Annotated in this window: 16 protein-coding genes; 6 read left to right on the top strand and 10 right to left on the bottom strand. The window is 41.1% G+C overall.

All coding sequences use genetic code 11. The features are described 5' to 3' along the window. Nucleotides 1-411 precede the first annotated feature (411 nt). The 5 genes from B879_RS12150 to B879_RS12130 form a co-directional block, all read right to left on the bottom strand. A complete protein-coding gene (locus B879_RS12150; protein ID WP_009185481.1) occupies nucleotides 412-915 on the bottom strand; it encodes a phosphoglycerate mutase family protein in 504 nt (167 codons plus the stop codon). 95 nt (nucleotides 916-1,010) lie between these two features. Next, nucleotides 1,011-1,745: an RluA family pseudouridine synthase gene (locus B879_RS12145; protein WP_009185480.1), complete on the bottom strand. Its 735-nt coding sequence runs from the start codon at nucleotides 1,743-1,745 to the stop codon at nucleotides 1,011-1,013. 82 nt (nucleotides 1,746-1,827) lie between these two features. After that, nucleotides 1,828-3,408 (bottom strand): peptide chain release factor 3, encoded by a 1,581-nt coding sequence (locus B879_RS12140; RefSeq protein ID WP_009185479.1) that lies wholly within the window; start codon nucleotides 3,406-3,408, stop codon nucleotides 1,828-1,830. A 164-nt stretch (nucleotides 3,409-3,572) separates the two neighbouring features. Further along, nucleotides 3,573-4,247, bottom strand: coding sequence for a hypothetical protein (locus B879_RS12135; RefSeq protein ID WP_009185478.1), 675 nt, complete (start codon nucleotides 4,245-4,247; stop codon nucleotides 3,573-3,575). Nucleotides 4,248-4,336: 89 nt separating this feature from the next. Beyond that, nucleotides 4,337-5,572, bottom strand: coding sequence for a sensor histidine kinase (locus B879_RS12130; protein WP_040400620.1), 1,236 nt, complete (start codon nucleotides 5,570-5,572; stop codon nucleotides 4,337-4,339). 142 nt (nucleotides 5,573-5,714) lie between these two features. Here B879_RS12130 and B879_RS12125 point away from each other — a divergent pair, with 142 nt between their 5' ends. Further along, nucleotides 5,715-6,185 (top strand): Dps family protein, encoded by a 471-nt coding sequence (locus B879_RS12125; RefSeq protein WP_009185476.1) that lies wholly within the window; start codon nucleotides 5,715-5,717, stop codon nucleotides 6,183-6,185. A 74-nt stretch (nucleotides 6,186-6,259) separates the two neighbouring features. On the opposite strand, the gene lipA is transcribed toward B879_RS12125, so the two are convergent. Together lipA and B879_RS12115 are read right to left on the bottom strand one after the other, a co-directional pair. Continuing rightward, complete coding sequence (lipA, locus tag B879_RS12120; RefSeq protein WP_009185474.1) at nucleotides 6,260-7,138, bottom strand: lipoyl synthase; 879 nt, start codon at nucleotides 7,136-7,138, stop codon at nucleotides 6,260-6,262. 56 nt (nucleotides 7,139-7,194) lie between these two features. Beyond that, nucleotides 7,195-7,923: a hypothetical protein gene (locus B879_RS12115; RefSeq protein WP_009185473.1), complete on the bottom strand. Its 729-nt coding sequence runs from the start codon at nucleotides 7,921-7,923 to the stop codon at nucleotides 7,195-7,197. A 71-nt stretch (nucleotides 7,924-7,994) separates the two neighbouring features. On the opposite strand from B879_RS12115, the gene B879_RS12110 reads away from it, so the two are divergent. The 5 genes from B879_RS12110 to sdaAA all read left to right on the top strand — a co-directional run bounded on the left by B879_RS12110 (nucleotide 7,995) and on the right by sdaAA (nucleotide 12,299). Further along, nucleotides 7,995-8,399, top strand: coding sequence for an OsmC family protein (locus tag B879_RS12110; protein WP_009185472.1), 405 nt, complete (start codon nucleotides 7,995-7,997; stop codon nucleotides 8,397-8,399). Nucleotides 8,400-8,476: 77 nt separating this feature from the next. Further along, the gene (locus tag B879_RS12105; protein ID WP_009185471.1) at nucleotides 8,477-9,025 is read left to right on the top strand and encodes an RNA polymerase sigma factor; all 549 of its coding nucleotides are present in this window, start codon (nucleotides 8,477-8,479) and stop codon (nucleotides 9,023-9,025) included. Further along, on the top strand, nucleotides 9,006-10,319 hold the full coding sequence (locus B879_RS12100) for an outer membrane beta-barrel protein (protein ID WP_009185470.1): 1,314 nt from the start codon (nucleotides 9,006-9,008) through the stop codon (nucleotides 10,317-10,319). Before B879_RS12105 ends, B879_RS12100 begins: the two co-directional genes overlap by 20 nt. 10 nt (nucleotides 10,320-10,329) lie before the next feature. Then, nucleotides 10,330-11,289, top strand: a complete 960-nt coding sequence (locus B879_RS12095) for an FKBP-type peptidyl-prolyl cis-trans isomerase (RefSeq protein WP_009185469.1) — start codon at nucleotides 10,330-10,332, stop codon at nucleotides 11,287-11,289. A 101-nt stretch (nucleotides 11,290-11,390) separates the two neighbouring features. Beyond that, nucleotides 11,391-12,299, top strand: coding sequence for an L-serine ammonia-lyase, iron-sulfur-dependent, subunit alpha (sdaAA, locus tag B879_RS12090; RefSeq protein ID WP_009185468.1), 909 nt, complete (start codon nucleotides 11,391-11,393; stop codon nucleotides 12,297-12,299). Here sdaAA and B879_RS12085 read toward each other — a convergent pair. From B879_RS12085 to upp, 3 genes are read right to left on the bottom strand one after another with little or no spacing between them, the layout of a single operon-like run. After that, nucleotides 12,288-12,737: a hypothetical protein gene (locus B879_RS12085; protein ID WP_009185467.1), complete on the bottom strand. Its 450-nt coding sequence runs from the start codon at nucleotides 12,735-12,737 to the stop codon at nucleotides 12,288-12,290. The two genes, sdaAA and B879_RS12085, sit on opposite strands and share 12 nt — an antisense overlap. After that, complete coding sequence (locus tag B879_RS12080; RefSeq protein WP_009185466.1) at nucleotides 12,737-13,663, bottom strand: calcium/sodium antiporter; 927 nt, start codon at nucleotides 13,661-13,663, stop codon at nucleotides 12,737-12,739. Before B879_RS12080 ends, B879_RS12085 begins: the two co-directional genes overlap by 1 nt. Before the next feature lie 6 nt (nucleotides 13,664-13,669). Beyond that, nucleotides 13,670-14,320, bottom strand: a complete 651-nt coding sequence (upp, locus tag B879_RS12075; RefSeq protein WP_009185465.1) for a uracil phosphoribosyltransferase — start codon at nucleotides 14,318-14,320, stop codon at nucleotides 13,670-13,672. Nucleotides 14,321-14,375 lie beyond the last annotated feature (55 nt).

Below are 14,375 nucleotides of genomic sequence, written 5' to 3'. Positions count from 1 at the left end.
ACGGAGACTACAATGTTATCACATTAGAAGCACCCTACCTCCCCAGCCAATTCCACCACAACAAGGATTGAAACTCAGTTAAAGTAACATAAGAAAAAGCAAAGTAATATCCTCCCAAGCCAATTCCACCATAACAATGGAGGACAAAGCGTAAAGCAAATGTCCAGTGGACATTTGTAGCTTTGGGCCAGGATGTGGGCGGCAGTTGAATCTACTACCAATTCCACCATAACAAGGATTGAAACTTGAATTGGTCAGGTTCTAGCCACGTAGGCCCTAAACCTCCCAAGCCAATTCCAGCATATCAATGGAGGACAAAGCGTAAAGCAAATGTCCGGTGGACATTTGTAGCTTTGGCTCAGGGTGTGGGTGATAGTTGAATGAACAATCTCGAAAAATCAAATTAAATATTTAAAAGTCTTTATATACCTTTCTTTCTACCCTTGAACGTCCATCTTTTTGCAAGGTGACTACAAAGATAAAATCGTATTCAATGTCCTCCAGTTCCGGGAATATGTCGCCGCTCTCTACAAAATAATTGGCTACATGATGGATGGTGTTGCTATGCCCAACTACCAGGGCATTGCCCTTTCGGTTGCGGAGTGCTTTAACCAAGTCATCATGTTTTTTGACATCATAAAGTTCAATGCTTAAGCTGGCCTGGGCATCTACCAATGGCTGTGCCGTAGCTTTTGTGCGAATAAAGTCAGTGCTGAATACATGTTCAATTTGTTGGTCAGCTAAAATCTGGGCCAGTTTTCTAGCCCTGGCAGACCCCGCCACGCTTAATTCCGGGTCATCTCCTACCAGTTGCTTTTCTGCATGTCTCACCAAATAAATAGTTTTGGGTTCCTGTTTTGGAGAACAGGAGAAAATGAACAGTAAGGCAGCAAAGACTACAATAATATTTCTCATGACTTCGTGATTTTTTATTACCGATTTTCCTCTACGTTAAAAGAACTTTGCTTCCGAAATCCGACCTCTCACTTTCGAAATTCTGATTCTTCCAATCATCCACTAAAGGTGTTGTCCAAATGCTGGTCCTTGGCTTTGACAGGCTCAAATTCCAGATACTGTTCCCAGAAGGCCTCTTCAGGTAAAGCCGCTCTTAGGTACAGTTTTTCTTTTTTAATAGGGTGAACAAATACCAGGTGAAAAGCGTGCAGGTTGATATTGCCATCCGGATTGGGTTTGTGGAAGCCATACTTCAGGTCTCCACGGATGGGGCAACCCATAGAGGCCAATTGCACCCGGATTTGGTGGGGCCTTCCTGAGATTGGCCTGACTTCCAACAACCAATGGTCATTGAGTTTTCCCAAGGTTTTGTAGTTGAGTTCGGCTTTTTGAGAACCCACCACGTCTTTGTCATAGGCAGTCACCACATTTCTCTGCTCATCCTTGACAAGCCAATGGGTGAGTTTTCCTGTCTCTTCATCTGGTCTTTTTTTGACAATGGCCCAATAGACCTTGTGGATATCCCTTTTTCTGAATACCTCCATCATCCTTTCCAGTCCTTTGGAAGTTCTGGCAAACACCACCAAGCCACTGACAGGCCTGTCCAAGCGGTGTACTGGATGTAAGAATACTGCTCCGGGTTTTTTGTATTTCTCAGCGATATAGGCTTTACAATAATCAGTCAGGGTTTTGTCCTTGGTTTTGTCTCCCTGTACTAATATGCCAGCTGCTTTATTTACAACCAAAAGGTGGTTGTCCTCATAGACCACTGTAAATGGTTTTCTTTTCATAATGCATAAAGATAAGTAAAAAACACCTTTATGTTAACTTTTAGTTAGGTAAACAGACGGGTGTTTTCATGTAATTTGGAGTCTAAAACTCCGAAGTAAAGTGAAATTCAATTTCAGGATAGTTGTCCTGAACCATCTGTAACCAAGCCCTTGATTCAGCCATAAAGACTAATTTGTCATCTTTGTCTTTTGCGATATGCCTATTTTTGGACCTGACAAACTCATCCAACTGTTTTTTATCCTTGCTGCTGATCCAACAGGCTTTGTATAGATTCATCGGAGCGAATTCCACAGAAGCATTGTACTCGTGCTTCAGCCTGAACTGGATCACCTCAAACTGTAATTGCCCAACGGTGCCCACTACTTTTCTATTACCCATTTCATAGGTAAAGTACTGGGCCACCCCTTCTTCCATCAATTGTTTGAGCCCTTTCTCCAATTGTTTGGTTTTCATGGCGTCTTTATTGATGACTTCTTTGAAAATTTCAGGGGAAAAGCTTGGGATACCCTTGAAAGTTAGGCTTTCTCCTTCGGTCAGCGTATCACCGATTTTCAAGTTTCCTGTGTCATAAAGACCAATGATATCTCCAGGGAAAGCCTCATCCACAATCTCCCTGTCCTGGGCCATAAACTGGGTGACATTGGAAAATCTCAGTGGCTTAGGCCCTCTGACATGGTTATAGGGCTTATTACGCTCAAATTTTCCAGAGCATATCCTTAAGAAGGCAATTCTGTTTCGGTGGTTGGGATCCATGTTGGCGTGGATCTTGAATACAAAGCCTGAAAATTTAGGCTCATCAGGTTTTACTTCCCTTTCTTCTGCATTGCGGCTTTTTGGTGCCGGAGCAATGTTGATAAATGTGTCCAACATTTCATTGACACCGAAGTTGTTGACCGCCGAACCAAAGAAAACAGGAGCAATTTTCCCTTCTAAATAATCTTTGGGGTCGAATTCAGGGTAAACCCCCTCAATCAGCTCCACATCTTCCCTTAATTGGTTGGCAGCATTTTGACCAATTAGGCCATCCAACTGCCCATCCTCCAGGTTATTTATAATGTTGCGGTCATCGCTCAGTTTTCGTTGACTTGGTGTAAAGAGATTCAGTTTTTTATCAAAAAGGTTATATACCCCTTTGAAACTTTTTCCCATGCCAATGGGCCAGGAAAGGGGGCGCACCTGGATATTTAGTTTTTCTTCCACTTCGTCCAGAAGTTCGTAAGGATCCCTTCCTTCTCTGTCCAGTTTGTTGATGAAACAGATTACAGGTGTATTGCGCATCCGGCAAACCTCCATGAGTTTTTCTGTCTGTATTTCGACCCCTTTGACGCAGTCGATGACCATGATGACAGAGTCCACAGCGGTCAGTGTCCTGTAAGTATCCTCCGCAAAGTCCTGGTGACCTGGTGTGTCAAGCAAATTGATTTTGACACCTTTGTATTCAAAACCCATCACGGAGGTGGCAACAGAGATACCCCTTTGCTTTTCAATTTCCATCCAATCGGATTTGGTCGCCACATCAATCTTGTTGGATTTGACGGCACCGGCAGTCTGTATGGCGCCCCCAAAAAGCAATAATTTTTCGGTCAAGGTGGTCTTTCCGGCATCCGGGTGGGCAATAATGGCAAAGGTCCGTCGCTTCTGTATTTCTTTGGTCAAACTCATCTAATGTCCTGATTTTCTTTTTTCAGGCTGCAAAGGTAGGGCTTATTCCATTGGTATGGAAATGGCTGGAGCAAATACTTACAGGCTTTATAAAAAGTCCAAATAGTAAAAGGTAATGGTTGGTGAAAACCCGTTCTGGAACAAGTGATTCTTTTAAGTTGATTTTAGTTAAAATCCTTGAATAGGTATTTGTATTGTTTGGCAAGTGTCTTTTTCTTTAAAGGATGAATTTCATCCCCTTCATATTTTTTGGCCAAAACCGCATGCCCAAGTTCTCTGTCCATAATGAATATGAAAACATTTGAAACGTATGAGACTGGAATAGGTGCGTAATTCTCCATTGTTGCCACGCCAATTCCAATGGATTTAAACATTTCCCCCGTCATGTTTCCTTTTTTTCTGACAAACCCATCATGGTAAATCAGCATACTAAAACGTGTGTCCAAATTTTCCATCAAAGAATATAGGGAGGGACTTACCCTGAGGTCCTCAAAAGGAGCACCTGATGAAGTTTTTTTGGCTAATTCCATCAGGTCAAGTGTAAACAAATCATACGCTGGGATGTCTTCTTTGGGGTAAAAGTATACCTGCTCGAAAATATCTTTCTTATCATGAATGATGTCCAAGTTCAAAGTTGCGGACAAAAAAGAGGCAGAATCATAGTGCATTTGCTCCATTCCTTTGCCTACTACTTCAATTCGGGAGCTTGGGTAAAAAACAGTGATTTCTTTGATTTCCTGCAAATCCACCAAGGGAGGGCGTTTGTTGATATGCTGTGCAAGCGTAAAAAAGGGTATTCCAAAAATAAATGAAAGTAAAATTATATTTTTTCGAATCATGACTTATCGGATTAATTTTAGTGGAAAACATTTCCTACCCTAATTTACTTTAATAACTTAGAAAAGTTTCGTTTTTATATAAAATTTCCCTATACACTTTGTCCCACAAAGTCTTCCCTCTGGAATTTGCTGATGCCTTCCAGGCTTCCATGAAGCACAATCCTAAAAGTGGTTCCTTTACCTAATTCTGATTGTTTGACAAAAACTTTTCCCCTATGGTATCCCTCGATGATTCTTTTAGCTAGGGTAAGTCCAAGTCCCCAGCCCCTTTGTCTGGTGGTAAAGCCTGGGGAGAAGACTTTTTTGAACATACTTTTCTCCATTCCCTTTCCCGTATCCGAGATATCGATAATGACAAATTGCTCACTTTCTTTGATGATATCTATGGAGATACTTCCCTGTCCTTTCATGGCATCGACAGCATTTTTACAGATATTTTCGATCACCCATTCAAAAAGGGGTCGGTTCATCATGGCTTCTACTTGGTTGCCGTAGCCATTTACTTTGATGTTCACTTTTGAGGAAATTCTGGGCCTGAGATATGCAATGGCATCATCGATGACTGAAAATACATTTTCAGGCTGAATTGAAGGTTTACTGCCAATAGAACTGAAACGTTCAGTAACCATTCTCAATTTGACCACATCTTTGTCCATTTCCTGAATGACCTCTTTATTTTCTTCCCAAACAGGAGAGTTTCTTAAGTAATCAATCCAAGCCATCAAAGAGGCAATAGGCGTACCCAACTGATGTGCGGTTTCTTTGGTCAAGCCTGCCCAGACCCGGTTTTGTTCGGCAACCTTGGATTGATTAAATACCGCATAGGCCAAAATTCCAAAAAATAAAATCACTGAAAGTTGGACATAAGGATAAAACCGGAGGGAAGTCAATAGCTCTGAGTTTCTGTAATAAACCAATGCATCCTCTGTGGGAATGGGTTCATATTGAGCTTTCATTTTCAATAATTCCAGCTGCAAAACTTTAGCTTGGTCTTCAGGAGCGGTTTTGTTTTTGAAGTTAATATTTCTAAAGTCGATAGGGTTTTCATCTCCATCCACCACGATTACGGGAATGGAAGTGTTTTGCTGGATGATCTCCTGGTTAATAAATGTCAGATTGTCAGTATAAATAGAGGCATATTCCCAGGCTTTGGCCAAAAGTTCTATTTGCCTTTTTTCCCTTTCCTTAAGTTCATCCACTAATTTATTGGTATAAAAAATAGACCCAAAGCTAATTACTACGGCACATATGACAACGAGCCATTTGATACGGCCTTGATTGCTGTACAAATCTAAGGCTGAAAAATCCTGTAGTCTGTTTTTCATGGGTATATAAATTAAGGCCATAAACTTAATAGAAAACTCCATTCTTCCATAGATATTATCAATCTGACATAATATCTTTTCTTTCCTTATGGCCTCATTTTTGCTATATTTATAATGAATTTTAACCATAAATATAACTATTATGAGAACAAACGAAATCGGATTGAAGATAAAAGAAAGTAAAGCTTTGGTAGAAAAGTTAAATGAATTATTGGCCAATTATGAGGTATTTTACCAGAATCTTAGAAATTTCCACTGGAATGTGACGGGCCCTCATTTCTTTGAGTTGCATGCCAAATTTGAGGAGCTTTACAATCAGGCCTTCGAAGGGATTGATGAAGTGGCAGAGCGAATTCTAACATTGGGTGTTAGGCCTTTTTCTTCTTTTGAGGAATTCATTGAAAATTCTCAAATCGAAGAAGCAAAAAAAGTTACCGATGCCAAGGAGATGGTAGAAATTACCAGGGATAACCTGAATACCTTACTGAAGTTGGAAAGAGAGGTATTGGAGACTGCTGCAGAACAAGGTGATGAGGGTACTGTGACGCTAATTAGCGATTATATCACTGCCAAAGAAAAGACAGTATGGATGCTGTCAGCATATTTGAAATAATTCATGGCGCTAAAAAACGAAAAGAGGATGTGACCAAAAATCACACCCTCTTTTTTTATGTTTTTGTATCTACATTACACATTCACGTGTCTTTCAGCATGGTAAGATGACCTAACTAAAGGTCCGGATTCCACATATTTCAACCCTCTTCTCAATCCTTCTTCTCTGTAGTGTGCAAATAAATCAGGATGGATAAATTCCGCTACCTCTATATGCATTTTGGTAGGCTGTAGGTACTGACCTAATGTTAGGATATCACAGCCGTGGGCTACTAAATCATCCATGGCTTTATATACCTCTTCTTTGGTTTCCCCCAAACCCAGCATGATCCCAGTTTTAGTTCTTTTACCATACTCCTTGGTCAATTTTGTTTGCTCCAAAGAACGGGAATACTTAGCCTGTGGCCTTACCCTTCTGTACAGCCTTTCAACTGTCTCCATGTTGTGGGATACGACTTCCTGGCCTGCTGAAATCATTCTGTAAAGGGCATCCCAGTTTGCTTTCACATCTGGAATTAAGGTTTCTATGGTGGTCTCAGGTGACAATTGTTTGGTCATCGTAACCGTTTGATACCAAATTTCAGCCCCTCGGTCTTTTAACTCATCTCTATTTACAGAAGTAATAACAGCATGCTTGACCCCCATCAGTTTGATGGCTTCAGCTACCCTTCTGGGTTCGTCTGTGTCATATTCCGGAGGCCTACCTGTCGCTACGGCACAAAAAGAGCAGGACCGTGTGCAGACATTGCCAAGTATCATAAAAGTAGCTGTACCTGCACCCCAGCATTCACCCATATTGGGACAATTACCGCTTTCACAAATGGTATGCAGTTTATGTTCATCTACCAATTTTCGAACCTTGGCATATTCTTTTCCAACAGGCAATTTGACCCTTAACCAGTCTGGTTTTTTTCTTTTAGTTGCCTCCTCGGATATTACAGGTAGTTCAATCATTTCTTTCTCAATTAATCTGTTTGCAAAATTACTTCCCAAAGGCCAATAAACCCAATCTATTTGCGGAATCCATAGAAAAAGGTAAAATAAACCGACTGGAAGATCTGTCGGCTATCTGTGGTTGCCATCAAGGGAATTTCCTTAGTAAAACCTTCTAATTGATAACCGAGTTCCAAACCGGTCACATTAGATCTAAAAACTCCAAACTCAAAATATACAGCTGCTTTGGCATTGCCACCAAAAGCAATATCCGAATTGCCCATTCCTTCAAAAATTCTGCCTGGTCCCAGTATATTGAACCTGCTCTGATGAACCTCAGGATTGTACTGTTCGCGCACTGTTTCCAACCGGCTGACCTGGTACTGTATGATGTAAGGGGCTATGATGCCTATGCTGGGCCCTACTGCACCCAAAACTGAAACCTGTACACCTTGTTGAGGCGCTTTTTTAAAAAGTATCAATTCCCTTCCATAATAGGGGCGGATGGCATACAGATAATTTGTTTTTCCGAAAATATAAGAATTTCCCAATACCGTGTTGTACCTCACTTCTCTGGGGTCTTTAACATTGGCCAGGTCAATACCAAAGAACTGGAATTGATTGTCTTCTAACCGGAATCCGTATTTGAAGGAAAAACCTCCAATGAGGCCACCATTTGTGTTTTTGTTGACCCCGAAAAGCATTTCGATATCATAATCGTAGTTACCGGCATCTTCTCTTTGAGCATAAAGCCAAAAGGCATTAAGTGTCAAAAAGACAGTCACTATGTATTTTATACCTTTCATCTTCAAATACTCAGGAAATTAACGTTATTTTGGTCTGTAAGTTATTAAACCGAAAATAAAAGTAAGAGTTTATGGCAACTATTAAAAGTTCCTATGAAGGAAATCTTCGTACTAAAATGATCCATCTACAATCCGGTCAAGAGGTGATCACTGATGCGCCATTGGACAATAACGGAAAAGGGGAAGCATTTTCTCCCACAGATACAGTTGCTGCTGCTTTAGGAAGTTGTATGGTAACCATTATGGGAATTGTCGCAGAGCGGGATGGGATGTCTCTGCTGGGATTAACATGGGAAATTACCAAAGTCATGCAATCAGACCCAAGAAGAATTGCTGAGGTGATCGTGGAATTCCATTGGGAAAAACCTGTAGGTAGTCCTGCATTTTTGCAGAAGTTGAAAAACGCCGCGAAAACTTGTCCTGTGGCGCTGAGCCTTCATCCTGACATTAAGCAGACCGTGCATTTTAATTTTTAATTTTTTTCTCAAGCACTTGTAGCATATAGACAAAATATTCCGTCTTAACAAAAAGTGGCGGAACAGTAACCTGCAGATTGGAAGAACAACTCATTCAAAAAGCCAAGAACGGAGACCCAAAGTCTTTGGAAATGCTTTATAGGCATTTCTTTGGCTATGCCATGAGCATTGCACTGCGCTACTCCAATACCAGAGAGGATGCCGCAGAAATTGTCAATGACAGTTTTATGAAGGTGTTTGATAAACTGACCCAACAGGATGGTAATTATCCTTTTAAGGCTTGGTTTAGAAGGATATTGGTCAATACTTCCATCGATTATTACAGGAAAAACATGAAGCACTTTTCTGCCATGGATATCGAGCATGCCAATACGGAAAGTTACGAACCTGAAATTATCAGTCAGCTTTCGAGAGAAGATATTTTGGCAATGCTTAGGAGTCTTCCCGAAATGCTTAGGTTAGTGTTCAATATGTATGAAATAGAAGGTTTTGCACATCAAGAAATCGCAGAAAGTTTAGGAATTCCTTCCAGTACTTCACGTACCTATTTGGCCAGGGCCAAACAAAAGCTAAGAGAAAAAGTATTGGAAATCAATCAGATAAAAAATGAAGGAGCAGTTCGATAAAAGACTGGCAAAGAAGATCAAAGACTCCTTTGAAAACTATCAGGAGCCCTATGATCCCAAAGCTTGGGACAAGCTATCTGCAGCTTATTTTATACCCAAAAAGGGTTTAAGTGATAAGCCATGGCTTTTGAGAGCTGCGGCTGTCTCTGTCATTATGGGAGCTGCTTTTTTGTTCTATTGGTTGATGCCTATTTCACGAGAGAATCTACAGGTTGCAGATAACCCTACAGAACTTGCGGTACCAAACTCATCACCCAAGCATCAATTGGCCCCGGAATTTACCGAAGCAGCGACCGGTATTCCTAAAAAAGATGCAAAAAAACCGAGTCCGGGTAATACAGATGGAATGTTGGTTGTCAATCCTGTTTCGACCCCAATCCTTGAGGATGAAAAAGAAGAGATGGTGTCTGAGCAACTCAATTATTTAACCGAAGGAGTAACTTTAAACTCGGAAACAGCGTCCAAGAAGGAAATTGAAACAAGATTAGTTCCTGAAAAAGAAATGATTACCAATAACCTGATCACTTCAAATACTACTGCTTTGGTTATGATGGACGATGAAGAAGCCAAAGCAGCTATCAGTGAGTGGCTTGGTGAAGCAAACCCTGCTTTCGATGAAAAGTCAAAAGAAACGGATCATCCTATAAAGCTCGGCATGATGCTTATCCCGCAGGCTGTTAATAATTCCAACCAATCCTTAAACTTGGGGGCGGGTTTGATATCTGAAATTCCTTTGGGTAAAAAACTAAAAATTGACTTAGGAATGGCATATGTCAGTCAAAACCTGGATCCTGGAAATAACCTAAATAATTTCTTGATGGAAAATTCAGACATAGCTAGTGCTTTTCGGGCATCTTCCATCAGTAATAATGTGATCAACAGCAGTAGTGAGCTTCGCTTTGGGCAATTGGAAGTACCTATCAACCTCAAATATCAGGTTATGGATGGGAAGAATGCCGGGCTTTATGTGCTGACTGGTGTTTCCAATATGTTTTTTCTAAACCAAAGGAACGTCAGCACCGTCAATACTGCTAATATGGGTGCTATGTTTGGCCCTCAGCAAGACCTCGTTCAGACCTTTAGTCAGACCATCAGACCAGATAATTTGAGTGGAAATGAGACTATGGGTCAAATGATTAATTTCGGGTTTGGATATGAGTATGGTCTCAGTAACGGGACTTTTATATCGGTCGAACCTTTTTACAAAACTTCTTTGGGCAGGCAGACCTTTTTAGGGCAGCAAATGTCTATTGGAGGACTTAACCTGAGGATGAACTTCCAATTAAAAAAATAAGTATCATTATATGAAAGTAAGATTTAGCATTTTGGTGATCGCTACTCTGATGGTTTTGAGTAGTTGTTTTAACAGTTTCGAATCAGATTTTGAAAAAATCGTAGAGCGGGACGATCGATTGGTCAAGGAGCATCTGCAAAGAAATAATATTGATGCTGAGGTCACTCCGCTTGGGTTTTATTTTTTGAAGGAATTAGAGATAGAAGATGCCAAAAATATTCAAAACGGTGATACCATTGGTGTGTATTTTGAGATAAAGACCTTACAGGGACAGCTTATTGCCTCTTATTTAGATGAAAGCTTACCGCCAAAGCTTTTCGCCCACCGTGAAGGAGGGTTAATACCTAGGGCTATGAACTTTGCCTCAGGATTGGCTCGTGAAGGTGAAACCCTTCAATTGTTTGTCCCATCATATCTGGCTTATCAAGACTATGGGTTTCAACAGTTGATTTTCCCCAATTCAAATTTAAATATAAGGGTCAAGTACGCCAAAATCTATAAACGTCAAGACATTGAGGAAATAGAGGAGGCGCTGATGGTCAATTATTTGGAGGCAAATAACTTAGAAGGATTTCAGAGAACAGAAGAGGGGCTTTATCTGAAGATTTTGTCAGAGGGAGATGCAGATAGCCCTGCTGCGGGGCCGGACGACATGGTCTTTTTTACGTTTCAATTGTTCCAATTGGGAGAAGCTGAGTCTATTTCAGAAATCACCAATGAGTCAAATCCATTTCAATTTGCCTTAGGAAGGTCTGATAACCTGGACTTTTTGGATTTGGTCATTACAGGTCTCAAAACCGGTGCTGAATTTGAGGTTATTGCTCCATCTCATTTGGCTTTTGGTGCCACGACTCAGGTATTTCCTTTTCAAATCCGGAAGGATCTTTTTGCCAGGAATTTTATACCAAGGATAGCCAGACCATTTGAACCAGTGAGAATGAAGGGGAAGGTCGTTCAGGTTGGGGACTGATGGTTAGGAGGTAGAATTGGGAACCAAAGTCGGAAAATTTTGATTTTGCTTTATGATGTGGTTTTAGCCAAATTGCGTCCAAAATAAACCCAAATCTGACCATGAGTTATCTTTTTGAAAGTTTTAGCGGCTGGAAAGCCTATTGTGAAAATAAGCAAATAAGCTTATTTGACAGTGTTATCGAGTATGAGGTAGTTCAGAAAGGCAAAACAGAAGAAGCCATTTGGGAAGGGCTGCTCAAGGCCTATACTGTGATGAAGGATGCAGTGGAAACTGGACTGAAGGAGGAAATGATTTCCAGATCCGGCATGATCAACAATGGTGCAAAAAAGGTTTACCGGCATCCGGTGACTGTTTTGTCTCCTGAATTTCAAAAACTAATATCAAGAGCACTTGCGGCCAAAGAGGTCAATTCCTGTATGGGAAGGGTAGTGGCAGCCCCTACTGCAGGTGCATCAGGAATATTGCCTGGTACTCTATATACTTTACAGGAAATTCACGGATTATCAGACAGGCAAATTCTGGAAGGACTGTTGGTAGGTGCTGGTATAGCCTTGATAATAGAGGAAAAAGCTAGTCTTGCCGGTGCTGTGGGTGGATGTCAGGCAGAGACGGGCTCGGCAGCGGCCATGGCATCAGGGGCTATTGTGCACTGTTTGAGGGGAGATGTTGATCAAGTTTTCAATGCTGTAGCCATTACCATTCAATGCATGTTAGGATTGGTTTGTGATCCAGTGGCCGGACTGGTTGAAATACCTTGTGTGGTAAGAAATGCGAGTGCTGCAGCCATTGCCAACAGTTCGGCACAAATAGCTTTGGCACAGGTAAGTGCGGTCATTCCTGTGGATGAGTGTGTGGAGGCTATGGGAGAAATAGGGTCAAGCATGGAGTCCAGGTATAAAGAAACTGCCATGGGAGGCTTGGCAGCTACCTTGACAGGTCAAGAAATTGCAAAGCGGGTTTTGATTCAGGATATTGAAATATTACCTGATGAGACTTTACCGGAGTAAAAAATCAAAAAATGGTATGGATAAAAGCCAATTGATGGAACTTCCCAAAACTAAGGACCAAATCAACCCACTTGTTAACATATAAGTCATTATTACCCTTCGGGGTACATTGAAGGCTGTGAGAATGATTGAGCCACCTATCGGAGTGAGGATAATTGGTGTCAGGGCAGCTATACCTCCAGGTCCAAATTTCTGCCAGGTTTTGACGATTCTTCGCTTCTTTTTTGTAAACTTTTTTTCGGATACCTTCAGTGTCCAGTGGGATTTAAACCAATCGCCCAAAAATGTCACCATGGCTACAGAGCTCATCATGCCTGCCACTGTAACCATGATTATTTCCAGAAGGCTATAATTTGCCGCGGCGCCCAAAATTGGGCCTGCGATAAATTTGAACAGGCAGGTAAACCAGATGGCGATGAATTTGAAGAAATATTCCATTAGAGGATGGCGTATAGATAAACACCGTATAACAAGAACAAAAGTACTCCTTCCCAGCGAGAAATTTTCAAATGGGTCCTTAAAATGGGAAACAGGAGTACTGTAAAGCCTATCATCCAGAGAAAGTCTTGTCTCAAGAAGTCATCCGACACGCTTATGGGTTGGATCATTGCTGTAATGCCAATAATGGATAAGATATTCATGATATTACTCCCTAAAATATTTCCTATAGCAATATCTGTCTCCTTTTTGATGGCAGCAATTACCGAAGTGACCAACTCGGGAAGACTGGTTCCTATAGCTATAACGGTTATGCCTATGATTCTTTCGCTAACACCGAATATTTTCGAAATGTTAACTGCATTATCTACAAATAAATCAGAGCCAAAATACAGACCAATGATTCCAATCATAAGAAGGAAAAAAGCCTTCCAAAATGGTTGCTTCTTAAGTTTTTCATCCTCTTCGCTGCTTTCAAACTCCTTTCCACTCAATTTTCGGAAAAAGTAAACATTTAATGCAATCATCAACAGGAATAAAATCAAGCCTTCTGTTCTGCTGATTACTCCATTCAAGGAAAGCAGGTAAAAAAGCAAAGAACTCGCAAGGGTGGCAAAATAATCCAGTTTGAGGACAGAGCGGAAAATGATGATGGGGTACAACAAAGCACTGATGCCAAGTACCAGGGTGATATTGGAGATATTTGAACCCACCACATTGCCAATAGCAATATCACTATTGCCCTTCAGTGCGGCGTTAATACTGACCAATAGTTCTGGTGCGGAAGTACCAAAGGCCACAATGGTCAGGCCAATAAGACCTGGGCTTAAACCAAACTTGGAGGCGATGGCGGCGGCACCATCTACCAAATATTTGCCCCCGGCCAGCAAGATCAGCAATCCCAAAATAAGTAAGATATATACCATAACAGATCAGACCTTATCTCCAAAACATAGGTCACCCGCATCGCCTAATCCAGGTACTATATACGATTTGTTATTCAAATGATCATCCAGGGACACCGTCCAGATTTTATAGGGTAATTCAATATGGTTTTGAATATAAGCTACTCCCTCAGGTGCTGCAATGACGCTTGCTATATGGATCATGCTGGGGGTTCCGTTGGCAAGCAGGTTTTGAATGGTCTTGACAAAAGACTTTCCCGTGGCCAACATCGGGTCAATTAAAATCACTTCTCTTCCCTCCAAATTTGGAGTTGCCTGATAAAGAAAATCAATTTCCACTTCTTGAAGTTCCTCTTTTTCGCTTCTCCTGTAAGCACCAACAAAACCACTGTCAGATTGGTCAAAATAATTTAAAAAGCCCTGATAAAAGGGGATGGCAGCACGCAGCACGCTTATGAGCACTGGCTTTTCTTTCAATTTTTTGATTTGGGTTTCAGCAAGGGGTGTTTTAATAGTTGCCTCCTGGTAATCCAGGCTTTTAGATATCTCGTAGGACATGATTTCTCCGAGACGTTCCAGGTTTTTCCTGAATCTCCACCGATCATGTTGGGTATGGACATTCCGGATTTCAGACATAAATTCCAAAGCAAGGCTGTGATCTTTATCTAAAATAAACATGTGTGCTTAGATTTTTTAATGAAGAAGAGGCAATGTGGTTTTATGGTTTAAAGGT

This window comes from Cecembia lonarensis LW9, from assembly GCF_000298295.1.
GTDB lineage: Bacteria > Bacteroidota > Bacteroidia > Cytophagales > Cyclobacteriaceae > Cecembia > Cecembia lonarensis.
Note: the sequence above shows the minus strand (reverse complement) of the source record. Positions and strands in the feature narration are given on the sequence as shown.